Raw genomic sequence first — 18,380 nt, 5'->3', positions numbered from 1 at the left:
TTTTTGTCCCTTTAATCCATTATCTTCCAAATCTATAACAGCAGTATAACATTTCCTGTATCATAAAGCAATATTCCAATCACTGCACAATTTCCCCTCTTTTTCATATTGTATAAAAAAGCAACTTAAAAAAAGAAAGGATTACCATTATGGCGAATTATCATACAGCACCCGACTGCGGCTGCAGTCAGAACCCGCCCCGGCAGTCTGTGCCGGAAAAACCATGTCCTGCTTCCATGAGCGGAAGGCAGGCCATGCCAGCTTCCTGTCCGGAACCTATGCAGAGACGTCAGATGATGCAACGTCCATGTCCGGCTTCCATGAACGGACGCCCCATGATACAGAGACCATGTCCGGCAGATATGCCTGCGCGCCCCGGAATGCCGAAACCATGTCCGGCAGATATGCCCATGAATCCCATGGCAGACTGTCCGTCCATGCCGGAGCACTGTCCGCACAAAGCCGATCCGCTGGCTGTTATGCCCATTGCCATGGCTTATGTCCCCTGGCAGTTTTTCCATGAGACCTTTGAGCCTGACAAAGCGCTGCAGTGCGGAACCATTTTCCCGGAACTGAGCAAACCATTTTACGGAAAAGGAGGCTGCCCGAAATGAAAGGAAATCAGATGGAACAGATGAAGTTATTTCAGTGGATTAATATGGTAAGTTTCGCGGTAAACGATATTGTCCTCTATCTCGACACCCATCCCATGGACCAGGAGGCAATCGCTTACTTTAACCATTTCCGTGAAGTGCGCATGAAAGCTCTGAAAGAATATGAAGACTGTTACGGGCCTCTTACCATTGACACCGCAAAACCAGATCAGAAATGGCTGTGGGCCATGCAGCCCATGCCCTGGGAAGGAGGTTACTGCTAAATGTGGAATTATGAAAAAAGATTACAGTATCCGGTAAACATTACTCAGACCAATCCCCAGATTGCTCAGGTAATTATCAGCCAGTTCGGCGGACCTGACGGGGAACTGTCCGCTTCCATGCGGTACCTGTCCCAGCGGTATACCATGCCTTACCGGGAGGTTGCAGGGCTTTTAACCGATATTGGTAGAGAAGCCCCTGAAATGTTCCATCTCAGGGGCCCCAGCTTTTTTTAGCGGTCTACCCTGTGGACAGTTTACGCTTTTTGCAACCGTGTAGCTCCATTTGAGGGGGAGCAGGTTCAAATACACATCAATATGGTCTTTATCATTCACAACCATTTTATCTAAAATTTCTTTGTAAAAATCATCTTCATATTCCACACCGTTTATAAGCTCATTCATCGCTTCTGTAATTTCAGCGACAAGCTCTTGCTGTTTTTCAATCATCTCCCTCTGTTTGTCTATGCTGTCTATCACGGATTGCAGTTCAGCAATCTCATTCTCACATTTTGCCCTTGCTGCTGAAAATTCATCTCTGGTAATATCGCCAGATGTATAAAGGTCAATGAGATTTGTGCGTTTTTGTTCAATGGCTTTTATCTGTGATTTTAGTTTCTCACTATCTGTACCTGCGGTATCCATTGCGATAATAGACTTGATAATAGCAAGCAAATTGTTAGTGATTTTCTCCTTATTATACTTTAAGCTGCTCGTGACAAGGTACATGATGTGGATTGCATCTTCGTTGCGTATACTAAGTCCACTGCATCCAACTTGATTCCCTGCTTTGTCCACATGAGGGCTTCCATGTCTTGCAGCTTCAAGACACCGCCACGCCTTATAGCGGCTCCCATTTTTTCGGGTTTTATATCTCGCCACATAACTTGAACCGCAGCATCCGCATTTGATTTTCCCAGAAAATGGATAACGGTTGCTGTGTTTCGCTTTGCCCTCCTGTGAAAGCGACTTTTCATCCAAAATGCGGTTTGCCTTATCGAAAAGCTCACGGGAGATAATCGGCTCATGATGGTCTTTGATAATTACAAATTCCTCTTGCCCTCGGTTATACTTCTTTTCATGGGATAAAAAGTCTGGCGTATAGGTTTTCTTCTGCACCAAATCACCGCAGTATTTTTCATTGCGGATAACACGGAGAATAACTGTATTCTGCCATTCCTTTACCCGCATGGGCTTAATGCCCTCCTCCCGAAGCTCACGGGCAATCACATGAGTTCCTTTCCCCTCATTTACAAACTTATGGAAGATAAGACGGACAACTTTTGCCCCATCCTCATTAATATACATTTTGCCATCTTTCACATCGTAGCCAAGCATACTCCGCCCAAACACAACTCCCTGCTCCATCTGGCGTTTCTGCCCCCATTTCACACGCTCGGAAGTCTTGCGGCTTTCCTCCTGTGCAATCGAGGACATAATGGCAAGGCGAAGCTCGGCATCGCCGTCTAAAGTGTTGATGTTATCATTCATAAAGATAACACCCACGCCGTGCTTTTTGAGGTCACGGGTATAGAATATACTATCAAGGGTATTTCTCGCAAAACGGGAGATTTCTTTTGTTACAATCAAATCAAAATCACCGTTCTTTGCACACGCAATCATGCGGTTAAATTCTTTCCGTTTTTTTGTATTCGTACCAGAGATGCCTTCATCTGCGAACACTTCGTAAAGCTCCCAATCGGGATTACGTTCTATATATTGTCTGAAATAACGCTGCTGGCTTTCAAATGAATTTGCCTGGTCTTCGTTGTCCGTAGATACACGGCAGTATGCGGCAACCTTTCTCTTTGTGTGCTGTATCTTCCTTTCTTGGTTTAGTGTTTCGTATTTATCTATTGACATAAGAATATCTCCTTTCCCGACAATCCCTTGCCGTATTTTCAGTATAGTTAATTGAAAATGGTATGTCGAATGTGCAAATTTGTAATTCTCACACTTGACTATGTAAAAACGTCAAGCGGTTATGCCTGACGTTGCTTTTTTCTAATTTAGACGATATTGTTTTTCAAGCTCAAGCAAACAGCGTTCCCGCTGTGATGCGGTCAACAGATTCCGTTTTTCTAATGATAAAAGGATTGACCTTTGAAAATTCATAAGAAATGCTGCGTGTTCCTGCTCATTCAATTCTGGAACAGGCTCGCCAACATATCTAAATTCTCTATACTTCAACAGGCAACACCTCCCTCATTCTCAATGTATGAGCGAATGATTGTACCATATAACGAGGGGGCTAATCCTTTTTTTGAACGCTGTCATCATGCAGCGGACAACATTCATGAGCAGGTAAAGAAGCCGAGAGCCTGCCCTGCCTCATCGGGCATTGCGAATATCCGTTTAAACCAATACTAATTGCCAACGCTTTGTCCATTGCAGGAAGAAAACGCTTGTCAAGAGTTCCCATATACTCCCGCAAACGTCGCTTATCAATCGTCCGTATCTGTTCAAGCAGGATGATAGAGTCCCTGTCAAGCCCCTCAACATCCTTTACTTCGGTATGTGTCGGTAATTTTGCCTTTGTCTGTGTTTTACCTGTTATGGCAGCGATAATGACTGTCGGGCTATGGCTATTTCCTATATCATTAGAAATGATAAGTACGGGTCGTATGCCGCCCTGCTCCGAACCGACAACGGGATTAAGCTCTGCGTAGTAGATGTCGCCACGCCTAATTGTTCTTTCCATATTCTTTAGAACCTCCTATCTGGATTTAGGCAGGAATACCCTGCCTATGTAACAGCCAGACGCAAGGAAGTATTTAAAGTCGAAAGCACATAAAACAAGCCCTGTTCCGATAGACCGCCCTGCATCTGGCATTATGATAAAAGGCATTTTCTATTTGTCCCCGACACCCCGAAAATGCTGATGCGTGATAACGCAAAGGGAAGTCACCAAACGGTCAGCAGCGAACTGACGCCACGGGAATTGCACCCCAACTGTCGGTCTGACAGAGCCGCCCCCATTGCCTGCGGCGGATTGGTTACCGCTCGGACTGTGGCTGGACGGGAGTATCATTATCCTCTTTGTGGGTCATGGCGGAATCGGGAGCTGCCCGATATTTTCAGTCGATAATTTTCGCTTACTGCCTTTCGGCGGGTCATGGCGTATCGCTGCACACGCTTACACTTATTACAGCCACAAAGAGAATGTATTTGGTGAATGGGTATTCGGTTTTCAAAGAGCCGTCCCGTTTTTGCCATAACGGAAAACTGATATGGTATAAAAAAAGTTGACAGCCCATTCTCAAGGATTTGAGATATAATCAAGAGAATAAGGAGTGAACAAAAATGGCAGAAAACAGGCAATACGACCATGAATACAAAGTACAGGCAGTGAAACTCGCAAAGGAAATCGGACAAGCAAAAGCCGCCAAAGAACTGGGGGTACCAAAGAATACTATGTATGGCTGGGTACGGGCCAACCCCTTGGCAGCCTCGACCTTGGGGCAGGTTCACAAACTCCGCAAAGCGCCATGACCCTTAACCAGGAACTTCTTCAGCTCCGCCAGCTGGTTAAGGAACAGGAAAAAGAAATCCGCCGTTTGAAGAAGGAAAATGACTTTCTGGAGGAAGCCAGCGCTTTTTTCGCCGCGAGCCGTCTGAGGTCAGCAAAAACGAAAGAATGAAGTTCATTGCTCTTAAAACCAAAGACGGCAAATTAAAAGGGGATATCTTCTTTTACTGTAGAACCCTTCATGTCAGCAGGCAGGGATTCTACCAGTACCTTGCAAATAAAGACCGCCCATGGAAGTATCAGCCCCTGGCAGACGCCATGATGGAAATCCTTGAGGAAGATGATTGTAATGACACCTACGGCCGGATCCGTATGTATCAGGCATTAATGTTAAAACAGCCTGAAAATGTGGATATTCCCAGCGAACGTACTGTTTACCGTGTCATGGAGGATATTGGAATCAGCCATCATCCCAGGCGTAAACCAAACGGAATCACGAAAGCAGACCGGGAAGCCCGGAAATCAGAAGATCTGTTAAAACGTGATTTCAAGTCAGAGGAACCGCTGTCCAAGTGCGTAACAGACATAACAGAGATCAAAGCCAGCGATGGAAAGCTGTATGTTTCCGCTGTTTTCGACTGCTTCGATTCCAGCGTGGTTGGCCTGGCAATGGATACAAACATGAAAGCTCCGTTATGTGTGCGGACATTGAAAAACGCGGCGGAAGCGTATCCAGGCATCCGCGGAGCAATTATCCACAGTGACAGGGGAAGCCAGTACACCAGCCGGCTTTATCGGGACGCAATCAATCAATATGGCATCCGACAAAGCATGAACAGCGCGGGTGGAAGATGCCATGATAATGCCCGCTGTGAAAGCATGTGGGCCAGAATGAAATCAGAACTGTTATATGACCGCTATGATACTGAGAAGATGAGCACAGATGAACTGAAAACCCTGATCTGGAGATATTTCATCAGCTATTGGAATAACCGGAGGATCTGTTCTGCTAATGGAGGGCTTCCTCCCATCATCAAACGACAGCGATACTATGATTCTCTGGAAGAAGCAGCATAGAATACAAAACCCTTGAGAAAAATGTGTCAACTAATCTTGACAAAATCAAACAGGTGAAAGGGTTTTTAATCCCCTTCACCTGTTTGCTCACTCAACTGCCACAACACAAGGCAATTATTTCATAAATTTTTTTATCGCCTTTAATGCCGCTTTTATGGAACACTGGACAGCTTGATATTTGCAGCCCTCCAGCTTTGCAATCTGCTCATAGGTCAGCTCCCCGAAAAAGTACAGCTTCAGCCTGCGCCGCTGCACTTCTGGAAGTTCGGAAACCGCCCTATGTAGCTGCTCGTATTCGCTGCTCTCTGAAACAATATCCTCAATCCGTTCTGCCTTATAAAAAGCTCGGTCATTCAGCGTTTCTTCGGTCAGTTCGGAGTGTTCAATGTGCCTGCTCACCCTGTTCAGATGGGATATGTCCTCAAGCTCAAATCTGTCAAATGTCTGGTACAGCATTTCGTCAATCTCAATATTCTGCTGCTTTCCACGCCCGTCCTTAAAAGAGAGGTAATAATGTCCCTCGGTTATCGTCAAAGTGTACGGATTATACTTGTCCTTTTTTCGGTTTGGATGCTTTTCAAGCATTGTAATTTCCTCCAATCAATCTGAATTTTTTTTGGAAATCCAGATTGACGGGCGGAGAACGGCATCCAATCCCAGAAACCGCCTTACTACTTGTTCTAACAAAAAACGACAAAAGAAAAACCGCAAAGGCTGTCACGCCCTCACGGTTTATAGATATAATTGTTCTTATATGTAGAGATTTGACTTCTACTTCTTGGGTAGAAAGCCCCCTTGCATTGACAAGGATTTTTTTAACAGGCTTTCCACCCATCCCCGATATGATATATGTAAATGAAAATTGCTATTTGCAGGCAATAAAAGTCCCTCCAAACTTGAAACAGGTTTGGAGAGTGCTTGTTAAGTCTTTCGGGCATAGCAATACCGCCCACCAAATCGCCGTTTTTTTTAATTTGGTGGACGTGCCTACCTTTAGTTATATAAAAAGAAAAGCCGACAAACTGTGATCAGCTCACACGTTCATCGGCTCTGCATCTAATGTGTCTGGCTCTGTGATGACTGTTACTCGTAAATTCTTTGCTTTAATCAATGTTTCCTGCCTGCATTTCGGGCAGTAGAGAGGATAGTTTATCAGAACAGTATCCTCTCTGACCTTGTTACGGGTTTTGCTTCCGCAGAGAGGGCAAAATATCCATTCAATGCTTTTTGACAACTGCCTGCCCTCTCATTTTTAAGTCATGCAGTCGGTTGTCCATTATAAATTTCTTTTTTCTTGGGTCGCCCTCTGCACGGTAAACAGTCAAACTCTCTAAGTCAAATACGGAACTCCAGACCGTTTCAAAATCTGGCTCATTGTCATACTGACACATAAAGCCATAATCGCCCTTTAAAAGCTGCTTGGTGGTTTCGATATAATCCTCTTTTATCCGTCCCGAAGCAAAACTGTCCATGACAACTTGATACCGTTTATGGGAATTATAATCATCCCCATTTGCATCATCATATTGCTTCATTTCGTCGGATGTAAAACTGTTGACAGTACAAATAATTCTTCCATTCTCAAAACTTTCCGCATCTCGGATTTTTTTCATGGATGACGTACATTCAACCACTTTCATATCACCGCTTTTATCTACAAGCAGAATATTACAGTTAGAAGCGATTGGAAGTTCCATTAGTAAAGAAACTGCCTGCTCTGTATTACCCGCTTTTTCAAGCAGATACCGCACGATGAAACAGGAATTAAATCCCGCCTGTATTTTATCAAGGCTGGTCATTACAAAAGTCATTGCAACCGCAAGACCATGTTCATTCAGTCCTTCCTCCCCGTTAATAAAAGAGGATGTCGTAATATTAAATCTATTTCCATTCTTCGGGGCATAGATTTCACTTTTGCTCCCCTCCCGCAGATAAGGCGGCAAGTCATTGTTTCTGCCATATAGGATTCTTCCGCCCTTTGCATATGCGAAAGCTGTACATCCCCGAACTTCAATGGGAATATTATTCTCCAAGTTATACATACAGCATCCCATACATAGCATCCAAGAAGCAAAACGCAGATAATCCGCACCTATGGCGTCGCTCACCCCTCTGATTTCCTCGCATACCTCTGGGAAATATTTTCTTAATGCCGCTTCGCTCCGTTTCCCATGTTCCAGTTGAAATTCATCCAAATGGAGAGGGAAAGAAACCTGACATTTTTTGAATATCTTTCCACGCTTCATTCCCATTTCATAATGGTCGCCCTTTAACCTTAAATGATACACCGTTTAATCATCCTCCTTAACCACTGCAATCCATACTTCGGAATGTCCGTTTACTGGCTGTCCGCTGCAAATCGGATACACTTCAATATCTGGCAGCTCTGCATATTTATACCCAGAGAACGGTAGCCATTCCATATAGAACCGCTTGAACACACTCTGCACATCTTCCTTAAAACGCCCATCGTTTTCAAATATCACCCATGTAGCCGCAGGGATTTCACATTCATACATGCCCGCAGGAGCAGAGGAATTTGTAGCAACACCGATGTAGTAATAAATTTCTTTCGGGTTTCTATATACGCTGATTCCTAAAATTCCTCTTGGCTCTCCATTAGACAGCTTGCATATTTCCAAAAATTGTTCTCCCTGCAATAACGCTTTCCAAAACTCTGGAACTATCCTTAAATTATCTTCCATATCCGAAGTCAAAGGGATACGGATGCCCACAATACGCAGGGGCGGCTTTTTTGCAATGCGATATGCCATAGCGTTTCCTCCTGTGATTTCAATCTTAAACTGAATTGACGGATATGCTTGCAGGACGCTTTCCCCTAGCTTAGCTGCTGTTGGCGTGATGCCATGAACATTTTGAAAAGCCCGATTAAAAGAAGTCGGAGAGGAATATCCATATTTTAATGCAACGTCTATTACCCTGCTGTCTGCCCGTTGCAATTCAAATGCCGCCTGCGTCATTTTTCGGCGGCGTATGTATTCCGCCAACGACACACCCGAAACATAGGAAAAAACACGCTGGAAATAATAGGGGGAACAACACGCAATGCGGGCTGCTTCATCATACGATATTTCCTTATCCAGATTATCTTCTATGTAATCAATGGCTTTTCCAAGCCTCTTCAACCATTCCATCCTTTTACCTCCTTGTCGTTAAGGATAGCTTAATCCGATTTATATTTCCTCTCTTTTTCTGCTATCTTTTGTAAACACAAGTATAGTGTATAAGAATAAAAATTTGATTTCAACCATGCCGCCACGTTACTGATTCAAGAAGATTTCCATACTGTAAAAGCCGACAAACTGTGATTTCCACAAGTTCATCGGCTCTGCGTCTTTGCGTCTGGCTCTGTGATGACTATTGTTTGTAAATTTCTCACTTCAATCAATCTTTCCTGCCTGCATTTCGGGCAGTAGAGAGGATAATTTATCAGAATAGTATCCTCCCTTATTCTGCTGCGGGTTTTGCTCCCGCAGACAGGGCATAATATCCATTCTGTCTGTTTCAATTTCCTGCCTGCCTTTCTTTCAAAAATAATTGTATTGTTTCTGATGCCTGCATATCAGATATACTGTCAGCATAAGAGTGAAAAGCTCCGCAAGCGGGACTGCAAGCCATACGCCCGTTACCTCTAAAAATCTCGGTAACGCCAAAAGGAACACTGTAATAAATCCAAACGTCCGCAGAAAAGATATGGTTGCAGATGCTTTCCCATTGGATAATGCCGTAAATAATGCGGATGAAAAAATATTGCATCCAGAGAACAGAAAGCTGAATGAAAAAATGCTAAATCCATTCTTTGTAATCTCAAAAACATTCCTATTGTTCTCTGCAAATACCTTTGCAATGCTTTCTCCACCAAGCAGGGAAAACAAAAATACAAATATGGAAATCCCCGCTATAAAGCCGAAACAAATACGGACGGTCTTTTTTAGCTGTTTTACATTCTCACTCCCATAGTTATAGCTTACGACGGGGGCTGTTCCCATAGAGAAGCCAATATAAAGCGTTGTTAAGAGGAACTGCGAATAGATGAGTACCGTAATCGCAGCTACGCCGTCCTCGCCCAGCAGCTTCATCATCGTTACATTAAACAGAAATGTCGTTACGGCAGTCGAACACTGGCTTACCATTTCCGACGCACCATTGGAACAGCTTTTCAGCAAAATAGATACATCCATTTTAGGCTTGCAAAAGTGCAGCTCACTTCTTTTCATCAGAAAAAATATTGTACCGATAATTGACGGTATCATATATCCGATGCCTGTCCCAATAGCAGCCCCTTTGATTCCCATTTGCAGTAAAACGATAAAGACATAATCAAAAACAATATTGGCAATCCCCGCCAAAACAGCAAGCACTAAGCCTAATGTCGGTTTCCCCGCCGTCACAAACAGATTCTGATATAGCACCTGCATCATGTTAAAGGCGGCGAAAATGAGCTGTATCGTCAGATAATCCCTGCAATATGGGAACAAGATTTCACTTGCACCCAATCCCCAGATGATTTCATCCAAAAAGAGAAGCCCTGCCGCTGTAATCAGCAGACCGATAACCGCCCCTGCCACGACAATCAACGTAAAATTGCTTCTGGCTTCCTCTGTGTTTCCATTCCCCATTTTCTTCGCAACGACCGCACTTCCTCCTGTCGCAAGCATCGTCCCCAGACCGACAATCAGATTGATGACGGGGCAGACGATATTGATGGACGACAAGGCGTTCGTGTCTACAAACCGTGCGACGAAAATTGTGTCTACAATGGTGTATAATCCCATAAACAGCATCATCACCATGCTTGGGAAAGCAAATCGGATGAGGGATATGGCGTTAAAGCTCTCTGCCAACGGGTTTTTCTGTGTTTCGGTCATTCCTTGTTTCCCCTTTCCTGCCCGTATTTTCGGGCATAGAGGTATACCCTTGCGGTATTTCCTCCTTGTTTTTCGGTGGAAGCACGAAACGCTGCGTCGGGTAGCCATATTCCACAAGCAGTTCCCGTTCTGCAAATCCAAGACGGCGGTATTCTTCCCGCCAGCCCGTATCTGCCTTATCGCCTGCACGATATGTCGTCAAGGTAATCTCTTTCCCGCAAAGTAATTCCTCTGCCAGCTTATCGAGGAACAGCTTTGTAATGCCGAGATGCCGATACTGTGGATGGACAGCCAGAAAGTCTATGCTTCCTGTGTCGGGCGAAAATCCCATCACACCAATAGCCATATCGTCATCCCGTAAAATCAAAGCCTTTTTATCCGCAATATACCGATGCAGGTTTGCGGTGTAATCTCCCTTATCCAGACATGGATAGCCGTCAATCGTGAGGCTTACCAGTTCCATCCAGTCATCCACATCTTCGGGCGTGGCAAATGTTATATTGTCTTTTGTCAAATCCATTTTTATAAGTTCCTCCTTCAGATAAATTTCAAGCTGTAACGGGTAGAAGTTTTCCGCTTCTCGAAATTCCGCAGGGGAAGTCTTATACATCGCCTTAAAAATATCCGTAAATGCCTGCTGGCTTTCATACCCGCTCATAAGGGCAATCTCGATAATCGGTTTTGCAGAAAACACCAGAAGTTTTGCCGCTTCTGTAAGCTGCCGCCGTTTTGCGTAGTCATGGATAGTCAAGCCGACGGTCTTTGTAAAAATCCGATGCAGGTGGTATTTGGAATAGTGCAGTGCCGATGCCACCATATCTAAATCCATCTTTTCGTGCAGATGTTCTTCGATATAGCGGATAGCCTGTGAAACAATGCGTACTGTCTGACCTTGCATTTTGCGACCTCCTTTCTTCATTCTCACCCATGCTTTATGGGCATAGAGGTACACCCTTGTGGTGTTTCCTCGTTTTCACCCGCATTTTTTTAACATTACGAAATGTCAAAGCAGGGGTTCAATGAGATATTGTAGCACAAGGAGTTTTCTATCTTTTCATCATTCTTGCTATGTTTTAAACCATCTTCATTTACAGCAGTTCTTCTTTCAATGCCCTTATCCATTCTTCGATTGCCTGCACTAATCGAAATTGCTGTTGCAGAACTGCCATGCCCGTGGCAGGAACATCGGGAGCGTTTTCTTTTAAGTCCATGTTCTCCTCAAGATAGGATTTCAGCATATTGATATTACTTTCAATGTTATCCAGACATTCCCTCTGCTGTTCCTTTTCCATGCTTTCTAAATTAACAATAACCGCATTAAAATCCAAGAATATGTTAATCGGCTTGCAGGATATTTCGAGCATCAGCTTCTCAAATTCCTCATTTCCTGCATCCGTCAAGGAATATACCGCCTTTTCGGGCATTTTTCCCTCTTTCTCCGTGCGGCTTGTGATAAGCCCCTTTTCTTCCAACTGGATAACCTTTTTATAGATGGATGGTGTGCTGATTTTTACCCACTTTGAAATGTTGCGGTATTCCACCAGTTTCTGAATATCGTATGCACTCATTGATTCCCGTTTCAACATTCCCAATACAATCAAGTCAATGGTCGCCATTTAAAATTCCTCCTTTTTCTATTGACAACTACTATAAATTATAGTATTATAATTCCCGCAACACAACTACTATATTTTATAGTAGTATAAATAGCACTATTTGTCAAGAGAAAGGAGTTCAAAATGAACAGTCAAAGTAAAAAGATGGAGCTGCTCGGCAGCACATCCATACCAAAAGCACTTTTAGCAATGGGCATCCCAACAATGATTGGCATGTTGGTAAATGCTTTCTACAACCTTGTTGACGCTTATTTTGTCGGCGGGCTAGGGGAGAGCCAGATGGGGGCAATCTCCGTGGTCTATCCGCTCGGACAGGTTGTTGTCGGTCTTGGTCTGCTGTTCGGAAACGGTGCGGCTTCTTACATTTCCCGATTGTTAGGTCGTGGGGATAAGGAAAATGCAGATAAAGTGGCAAGTACCGCTTTATACAGCAGCGTATCCGTAGGGGCGGTCATCATTCTCATTTCTATGGTGTTCCTGCATCCCATACTGAAGCTCTTGGGGGCAACCGACAGCATCCTGCCTTATGCCGCCACATACGCAGGAATTTACATTGTTTCCTGCATCTTCAATGTGTTCAATGTCACGATGAATAACATTGTGACTAGCGAAGGAGCAGCTAAAACAACCATGTGTGCCTTGCTGACGGGAGCGGTACTCAATATCGCCCTAGACCCGCTGTTTATTTATGTGTTTGATTTAGGCGTGGCAGGAGCGGCGATAGCGACCGCAATCTCACAAATCGTTTCAACCTGCGTATATCTGACCTATATTTTTCGGAAAAAGAGCGTATTCCATTTTCGGGTTAAGGACTGCACATACGCAAAAGAAACCATGTCTGAAATTTTCAAAATCGGCATCCCGACATTGGTATTCCAGATTTTAACGAGTGTGTCCATTTCCTTAATCAACAATGCCGCTGGCGATTACGGGGACTCTGCCATTGCAGGCATGGGCGTTGTTACCCGCCTTATTTCAATGGGCAGCTTGTCCGTATTCGGGTTCATCAAAGGCTTTCAGCCCATTGCAGGGTACAGTTACGGGGCGAAGAAGTTTGACCGTCTGCGTGAAGCAATCAAGACTTCCATCCTATGGTCTACGGCTTTCTGTGTAATTTTCGGTGTGATACTGGTTCTGTTCCCTACGTCTATTGTTTCCCAATTCACAAAGGGCGACGCCGAGATGATTCGCATCGGAGCAGCGTCTTTGAGGGCAAACGGCATTTCCATTATGCTCTTTGGATTTTATACGGTGTATTCTTCCCTGTTCCTTGCTTTGGGAAAAGGCAGAGAGGGTTTTATCCTCGGAGCTTGCAGGCAGGGGATTTGCTTTATCCCCGTTATCCTGCTTCTTCCGATTGTCTGGGGGCTAAATGGAATTATGTACGCCCAGCCGATTGCCGATGTGCTTTCCGCAGTCATAACGGTATTCATGGCGATACCGCTCCACAAAAAGCTGAATGATATGCAGAAACAAACTACCGCAATAAGCACGAAAGACAACGACTAAATATTTATTCTTTCTGACAAATAGAGCCGATGAGCTGTGAGGTTTTCCACAAGTTCATCGGCTCTGCGTCTGTGCGTCTGGCTCTTTCATAACAACTACTTTTAATGATTTTACATTGATTAAACTTTCTTGCCTGCATTTCGGGCAATACAGAGGGAAGTTCCTTATTTCTGTATCTTCCCTTATTTTCATGCGTGTCTTATTTTCGCATACAGGGCAATATATCCAATGATACCGTTCCATATCTTTCTACACTCCAAAACAAAACTATTTTACAATTACTGTTCCGCTGTTGCTCATGATAGATAAACTGTTTTCGCCCTTTCCGATGCTCCCATCCTTACATCCGTCTGTATCGGTACTGAATTCCGCATTCTTAAGCTGTACGGTTACATCGTCCGAACCACTGGATATATGGCAGGATAAATTATCTGGCATCGTTTCATGGGACAATGTTATATCTCCCGAACCCGTTTCTACAGATAGGGAATCATAGCTGTTTATGTTGCTTATATTCACTTCGCCAGAATCTGTCGAAACAGCAGCCTTTCCAATAACTGCATTTTTCATAGTAACATATGCAGATTCTGTATTGATATTAGAATCCGTACATGAAGCATCTGTTATTTTAATATCGCCTGAAAGAGATTTTATTTTTACGCTTTCAGCTATGAAATCAGACATCGTTACATAGCCAGACTGGTTGTTCAAGGACAAAGCGGAAATGCTGACCGCTTCCAACTCCATCTCTCCCGAACCATTGTTCATGGATAATGAAACAGCATTATCTTTAGGAATATACAGTATTATCTTCCCTGCTTCACCAAACGAAAATTGCTCCGCCAGATTTTTGTCCGTATCATCATCCTGCTGTACCATTAGTTTTCCATCTTTCTGCACAACCTGCATATCACGGTCATTTTCTACTTTTCCTTCGCAGGCTATGTGTACTTTGTCATCACTGGAAGCCATCACTTTTAAATTCCAAGAGGAAATATCCAATACAATTTCTGAAATGCCTTCCGCCGAAAATTCCTCGTTAGAATCTATTTTTTCCTTGTTTCCACATCCGCATATGCCAAAAGCTATCACTAAAATCCCCGCTAACAGTATTTTTTTCACATTCATAACCCCGCCTCCTACATTAAATCTTTGCTTTCCACATTTATGATTGACAAAGCGGCAAAAAGCAAAGAAATAGCCGTCAAAATAATAGGAAATACTGCGTTGCCTGCCATTGTGAAATCGCCAATGTTCGCCTGCGTGAGAAAAATCAACAAAAATGAAGTGACAATCGTTGCCTTTGAAGATTTTAAAGCCATCCCGACAAACAAGGCAATAAAGCTCATGCTGACGATTACCACTGATTTTAGTATCAGTTGTATATAAAATGACAGACTGCCTATTGAAAAATCAACGACAAAGGATGACTGCATAAATTTTGCCCCAAAGAACACACACATATAAATTGCCAGTTTTGTTAAAATGAGTGCGGCAAAATTAAAAGTCCAGACCGCAATCATTTGGGAAGCTAAGATTTTCTGCCGCTTAATAGGGTAGGAAAACATCAGATTCATGGTCTTGTTTTTGTATGCGCTTACAATAAAGGTCGCCAACATTACACTGGTGTAAATAAGAAAAGCCATGCTGGTAAATAATTCAATGGGAGCGGAGATTACATCTGTCCCAGGCGCAGCATCCAGTGTTCCGTCGGGGTCGTTGGCAATACCCAAAAACGCTAACGCAAAAACAAATAAGCCAAGCAGAGCCGCCATAATGATTACGCCTTTGATATATTTCCCGATATTATTCTTTTTCCATTCAAGTCTGACAAGCTTTAACATGATTTTCCCACCTCCGATGTAATTTTTAAGAAATAGTCCTCCAATGTTTCGGTATGTTGGCTGATGGAAGCAATCTCTACATCATTTGCCATCAATTCCCTCGAAATCTTTTGTGTGGTGATACCCTGCTCATAAATACGAATCGCCGAATCGTTTACGATTTTAAAATTACTTAACTGCATTTTTTCAGCTAAAACATACGCCGCTTTCTTTGTATCCTCTACGGCAAGCTCGATATACGCCGTATTTGTTTCCGCAATTTCTTTCATGGATATTTCTTTCATCATCTTTCCATGATGGATAACGCCAACCGTATCGGCAATACTTTCTATTTCTGGGAGAAGATGACTGGATATCATAAACGTCATTCCATACTCGGTACATAGCATCCGAAACAAATCTCTGATTTGCTTCATTCCTGCGGGGTCTAAACCATTTGTCGGCTCGTCAAGGATAACTAACTCTGGCTTGCACAATATGGCACGGGCAATCCCCAGACGCTGCTTCATTCCTAAAGAATAGCTGCCCGCAGGCTTATCCGCCGCATCCGAAAGCCCAAGCATCCCGAGTGCTTCCTCCACGCTGCCTTTGTTATAATATCCCATATACTCACAATGAAGCTGTAAGTTGTCCTTTCCGCTCATATGGTCATAAAATGTAGGAAATTCAATGATGCTTCCCATACGCTTCAGCACCTCGTAAGAGTTTTTTTCCAATGCTTTCCCGAACAGCGCAACCGTGCCGCTTGTCGGTTTCCATAGATTTGTAAGCATCTTCATCACCGTGGTTTTTCCTGCCCCGTTCGGTCCTAAAAATCCATATACCTCACCTTTCTTTACATGGATATTCACATCTGTAACTAACTGTTTCCCATCTATCGTTTTGCTTAGATGGCTTGTTTGCAAAATATAAGACATTTTTTGCCTCCTTTCCTTAATGTTGCCAGCTTTTTGGCATAGAGGGATACCCGTAGGGTGTTTCCTTAGTAACGCCTTTTTCGGACATAGCAATACGCCCAAAGGTGTTTTATGAATATCATTATAGCGATATAGATTTTCAAAACTCTTGACTAATTCTTACGAATTTCTTTCGCAGGGAATTTAATAAGTTATTTTTTTGAGGCTTACTGTAAAAGTTGTTTTGACATTCGGTATGCTGTTTAAAAATATATCGCCCTCTAACTGCTTTGCAAGGTTCTTAGCAATCGTTAAACCTAATCCGTTCCCTTGTATTTCCCTGTTTCTGGAATCTTCCATTGTATAAAGCCTGTCAAACACATTCGATGCAAATTCCTGTTCAATCCCTTTCCCTTTATCAACCACATCAATATATACATTACCCTTGTCTTGACGCAAAAAAACTCCTAAATATTTGCCGTCGGAGCCGTAGCGTATTACATTTGACAATAAATTGTATAAAATTCTTTGCAGGGCTTCTTTCTCCCCCTGCACAAAAATAGCTGTTTCTGGAATAAACAAATCAACATCAAAATCTTTCTGCAATAAAATATCGTAAAACTCCAAAACATTCTCCCTGCATATCTCGTTGATATTGACTTTGCCAAGATTTATATTTGTATCGCCAGATTCCAGTTTTGCCAATGTAAAAAACTGATTGATAAGGTTCATAACTTGATTCGCTTTTGTTTCTACTTTTTTCAACATCTCATTATCTGCATGGTTCAAGCTCATAATTTCCAGATAACCCAATATGACCGTTAGCGGTGTTTTTATGTCATGGGAGATATTCGCCAGCATCTTTTTAGAAGAAATTTCTTCCCTTTTAAAATCTGCCCTTATTTTCTGTCGGTCTATCAGCAGGCGGTTGATTTGTCCCCCTAATTCCATCAAAACAGGGTTGTCCGTAAATACCATTACTTTCTCGTCGCTACCAGTTTCTAAAATTTCCTCCAACTTTTTATTCATCCGTTTTATCTTTGCCTGTATTCCCCTGCCAAAAATAAAACGCTGGTATAAAACCACAAGGAATAATAAGCAGACAACAACTGCCAAAAAGAATATGATTGTTTTATCGCTCATCCTTTCACTCCCCCAATTTGTATCCGATTCCCCATACCGTAATCACATACTGCGGTTCACGGGGATTATCCTCTATTTTATTCCTCAATCTGCTGATATGGACATTGACGGCATTTTCATCACCATAATAGGTATCATTCCAGACAAGGGAGTAAATCTGTTCTTTCGTATATACTTTCTTTGGATTCTGCAATAACAGCTTTAAAATTTCAAATTCTTTTGATGTAAGCTCTATTTTACAGCCGTTTTTTGTTACAGAATACTCATTCAGATGCATGACAAGGTTTCCCGTTTGAAGTATTGGCTGCTGTTCTGTTGCACTTGCAGCATACTGTGTAGTTCTTCGGATATTTGCTTTTATCCTTGCCAATACTTCTGTGACAGAAAACGGTTTCGTTATATAATCATCTGCTCCCAAACCTAAACCAAGCGTTTTATCAGAATCGGTATCTTTTGCCGATATAATAATAATCGGGACAGTGCTGTTTTCTCTGATTTTTTCCATGACTTCAATTCCGCTTATTTGAGGAATCATCAAATCAAGCAAAACCAGACTGAAACTATCCGAAAAGAACCTGTCGAGGGCATTTTTGCCATCATACGCTGTAATTACCTCAAATTTTTCTGTGTGCAAAAAATTCTTTAGCATGGTACTGATTTCCATATCATCTTCAACCAATAAAATCTTACTCATTGTCTGATTCCTCCTTATCTCTTTTTTTAAAACGCCCGTCTATAGGCTTTGATGCAGTCTTTGGAATCAGCCACACATTGCTGATTCGCATTACATCGGGGATTCGGTTTGTAGCGCATAATACCTGTATCCTCCGTTCGGACAATCCCCATTTTTCAGCCGCTTCTTTTACATTCATGTAATCAAACATTGAAATAACCTCCTTCATAACTGATATTATAATGCGTCAAAACGAATAATACAATTATAGAAAAAGTGTTATTGAGAAAAGCAAGAGATAATTTTTCCTAAAATAAGAAGTACAGTTTCTTATGTATGGAAATTTCACATCGTTTAAGCAGAACTTTCACTTCTGTAAAATATAAGGGA

The 18,380-nt window shown here is 42.7% G+C and carries 23 protein-coding genes and 2 pseudogenes; 7 read left to right on the top strand and 18 right to left on the bottom strand.

Features of this window, described 5'->3' with window-relative positions:
• Nucleotides 1-149: 149 nt before the first annotated feature.
• From VSQ32_05510 to VSQ32_05500, 3 genes and pseudogenes are all read left to right on the top strand, one after another.
• A complete protein-coding gene (locus VSQ32_05510) occupies nucleotides 150-614 on the top strand; it encodes a spore coat associated protein CotJA (GenBank protein ID MEH2942324.1) in 465 nt (154 codons plus the stop codon).
• Nucleotides 611-877 (top strand): spore coat protein CotJB, encoded by a 267-nt coding sequence (locus tag VSQ32_05505; protein ID MEH2942323.1) that lies wholly within the window; start codon nucleotides 611-613, stop codon nucleotides 875-877. Before VSQ32_05510 ends, VSQ32_05505 begins: the two co-directional genes overlap by 4 nt.
• Nucleotides 878-1,090: pseudogene (locus VSQ32_05500) on the top strand (manganese catalase family protein).
• On the opposite strand, the gene VSQ32_05495 reads toward VSQ32_05500, so the two are convergent.
• The 3 genes and pseudogenes from VSQ32_05495 to VSQ32_05485 all read right to left on the bottom strand — a co-directional run bounded on the left by VSQ32_05495 (nucleotide 1,049) and on the right by VSQ32_05485 (nucleotide 3,575).
• A complete protein-coding gene (locus VSQ32_05495; protein MEH2942322.1) occupies nucleotides 1,049-2,737 on the bottom strand; it encodes a recombinase family protein in 1,689 nt (562 codons plus the stop codon). The pseudogene VSQ32_05500 and the gene VSQ32_05495 sit on opposite strands and share 42 nt — an antisense overlap.
• A gap of 141 nt (nucleotides 2,738-2,878) precedes the next feature.
• Nucleotides 2,879-3,064, bottom strand: a complete 186-nt coding sequence (locus VSQ32_05490; protein ID MEH2942321.1) for a hypothetical protein — start codon at nucleotides 3,062-3,064, stop codon at nucleotides 2,879-2,881.
• 166 nt (nucleotides 3,065-3,230) lie between these two features.
• Nucleotides 3,231-3,575: pseudogene (locus VSQ32_05485) on the bottom strand (type II toxin-antitoxin system PemK/MazF family toxin).
• A 602-nt stretch (nucleotides 3,576-4,177) separates the two neighbouring features.
• Between VSQ32_05485 and VSQ32_05480 the strand changes: the two are divergent.
• Genes VSQ32_05480 through VSQ32_05470 form a run of 3 tightly spaced genes read left to right on the top strand, consistent with a single transcriptional unit; the run spans nucleotide 4,178 to nucleotide 5,420 of the window.
• Entirely contained in the window at nucleotides 4,178-4,366 is a 189-nt protein-coding gene (locus VSQ32_05480; protein ID MEH2942320.1) for a transposase, read from the top strand.
• Nucleotides 4,363-4,515 carry a hypothetical protein gene (locus VSQ32_05475; GenBank protein MEH2942319.1) on the top strand — a complete coding sequence of 51 codons (153 nt, stop codon included), beginning with the start codon at nucleotides 4,363-4,365 and terminating at the stop codon, nucleotides 4,513-4,515. Before VSQ32_05480 ends, VSQ32_05475 begins: the two co-directional genes overlap by 4 nt.
• The gene (locus VSQ32_05470; GenBank protein MEH2942318.1) at nucleotides 4,512-5,420 is read left to right on the top strand and encodes an IS3 family transposase; all 909 of its coding nucleotides are present in this window, start codon (nucleotides 4,512-4,514) and stop codon (nucleotides 5,418-5,420) included. Before VSQ32_05475 ends, VSQ32_05470 begins: the two co-directional genes overlap by 4 nt.
• Nucleotides 5,421-5,534: 114 nt before the next feature.
• Here VSQ32_05470 and VSQ32_05465 read toward each other — a convergent pair whose 3' ends face one another.
• From VSQ32_05465 to VSQ32_05430, 8 genes are all read right to left on the bottom strand, one after another.
• On the bottom strand, nucleotides 5,535-6,005 hold the full coding sequence (locus tag VSQ32_05465) for a sigma factor-like helix-turn-helix DNA-binding protein (protein ID MEH2942317.1): 471 nt from the start codon (nucleotides 6,003-6,005) through the stop codon (nucleotides 5,535-5,537).
• A gap of 448 nt (nucleotides 6,006-6,453) precedes the next feature.
• On the bottom strand, nucleotides 6,454-6,654 hold the full coding sequence (locus VSQ32_05460) for a cysteine-rich KTR domain-containing protein (GenBank protein MEH2942316.1): 201 nt from the start codon (nucleotides 6,652-6,654) through the stop codon (nucleotides 6,454-6,456).
• The gene (locus VSQ32_05455; GenBank protein MEH2942315.1) at nucleotides 6,638-7,708 is read right to left on the bottom strand and encodes a C45 family peptidase; all 1,071 of its coding nucleotides are present in this window, start codon (nucleotides 7,706-7,708) and stop codon (nucleotides 6,638-6,640) included. Before VSQ32_05455 ends, VSQ32_05460 begins: the two co-directional genes overlap by 17 nt.
• A gap of 3 nt (nucleotides 7,709-7,711) precedes the next feature.
• Entirely contained in the window at nucleotides 7,712-8,575 is an 864-nt protein-coding gene (locus VSQ32_05450) for an AraC family transcriptional regulator (GenBank protein MEH2942314.1), read from the bottom strand.
• A 185-nt stretch (nucleotides 8,576-8,760) separates the two neighbouring features.
• On the bottom strand, nucleotides 8,761-8,949 hold the full coding sequence (locus tag VSQ32_05445) for a cysteine-rich KTR domain-containing protein (GenBank protein ID MEH2942313.1): 189 nt from the start codon (nucleotides 8,947-8,949) through the stop codon (nucleotides 8,761-8,763).
• 19 nt (nucleotides 8,950-8,968) lie between these two features.
• Nucleotides 8,969-10,309, bottom strand: coding sequence for an MATE family efflux transporter (locus tag VSQ32_05440; GenBank protein ID MEH2942312.1), 1,341 nt, complete (start codon nucleotides 10,307-10,309; stop codon nucleotides 8,969-8,971).
• Complete coding sequence (locus tag VSQ32_05435; GenBank protein MEH2942311.1) at nucleotides 10,269-11,207, bottom strand: GNAT family N-acetyltransferase; 939 nt, start codon at nucleotides 11,205-11,207, stop codon at nucleotides 10,269-10,271. Before VSQ32_05435 ends, VSQ32_05440 begins: the two co-directional genes overlap by 41 nt.
• 190 nt (nucleotides 11,208-11,397) lie before the next feature.
• On the bottom strand, nucleotides 11,398-11,925 hold the full coding sequence (locus tag VSQ32_05430; protein ID MEH2942310.1) for a PadR family transcriptional regulator: 528 nt from the start codon (nucleotides 11,923-11,925) through the stop codon (nucleotides 11,398-11,400).
• A gap of 123 nt (nucleotides 11,926-12,048) precedes the next feature.
• Here VSQ32_05430 and VSQ32_05425 point away from each other — a divergent pair, with 123 nt between their 5' ends.
• Nucleotides 12,049-13,434: an MATE family efflux transporter gene (locus tag VSQ32_05425; protein ID MEH2942309.1), complete on the top strand. Its 1,386-nt coding sequence runs from the start codon at nucleotides 12,049-12,051 to the stop codon at nucleotides 13,432-13,434.
• Between the two features lie 54 nt (nucleotides 13,435-13,488).
• On the opposite strand, the gene VSQ32_05420 is transcribed toward VSQ32_05425, so the two are convergent.
• The 7 genes from VSQ32_05420 to VSQ32_05390 form a co-directional block, all read right to left on the bottom strand.
• Nucleotides 13,489-13,677 carry a cysteine-rich KTR domain-containing protein gene (locus tag VSQ32_05420; protein ID MEH2942308.1) on the bottom strand — a complete coding sequence of 63 codons (189 nt, stop codon included), beginning with the start codon at nucleotides 13,675-13,677 and terminating at the stop codon, nucleotides 13,489-13,491.
• A gap of 24 nt (nucleotides 13,678-13,701) precedes the next feature.
• The gene (locus tag VSQ32_05415) at nucleotides 13,702-14,562 is read right to left on the bottom strand and encodes a DUF4097 domain-containing protein (GenBank protein ID MEH2942307.1); all 861 of its coding nucleotides are present in this window, start codon (nucleotides 14,560-14,562) and stop codon (nucleotides 13,702-13,704) included.
• 11 nt (nucleotides 14,563-14,573) lie between these two features.
• Nucleotides 14,574-15,278: an ABC transporter permease gene (locus VSQ32_05410; protein MEH2942306.1), complete on the bottom strand. Its 705-nt coding sequence runs from the start codon at nucleotides 15,276-15,278 to the stop codon at nucleotides 14,574-14,576.
• Nucleotides 15,272-16,195: an ABC transporter ATP-binding protein gene (locus VSQ32_05405; protein ID MEH2942305.1), complete on the bottom strand. Its 924-nt coding sequence runs from the start codon at nucleotides 16,193-16,195 to the stop codon at nucleotides 15,272-15,274. The genes VSQ32_05410 and VSQ32_05405 overlap by 7 nt, the downstream gene beginning before the upstream one ends.
• Nucleotides 16,196-16,378: 183 nt before the next feature.
• Nucleotides 16,379-17,317: a sensor histidine kinase gene (locus tag VSQ32_05400; GenBank protein ID MEH2942304.1), complete on the bottom strand. Its 939-nt coding sequence runs from the start codon at nucleotides 17,315-17,317 to the stop codon at nucleotides 16,379-16,381.
• 4 nt (nucleotides 17,318-17,321) lie between these two features.
• Nucleotides 17,322-18,011 (bottom strand): response regulator transcription factor, encoded by a 690-nt coding sequence (locus tag VSQ32_05395; protein MEH2942303.1) that lies wholly within the window; start codon nucleotides 18,009-18,011, stop codon nucleotides 17,322-17,324.
• Nucleotides 18,004-18,201, bottom strand: a complete 198-nt coding sequence (locus VSQ32_05390; protein MEH2942302.1) for a helix-turn-helix domain-containing protein — start codon at nucleotides 18,199-18,201, stop codon at nucleotides 18,004-18,006. Before VSQ32_05390 ends, VSQ32_05395 begins: the two co-directional genes overlap by 8 nt.
• Nucleotides 18,202-18,380 lie beyond the last annotated feature (179 nt).

It is taken from the genome of Lachnospiraceae bacterium JLR.KK002, from assembly GCA_036941025.1.
GTDB lineage: Bacteria > Bacillota > Clostridia > Lachnospirales > Lachnospiraceae > Petralouisia.
Note: the sequence above shows the minus strand (reverse complement) of the source record. Positions and strands in the feature narration are given on the sequence as shown.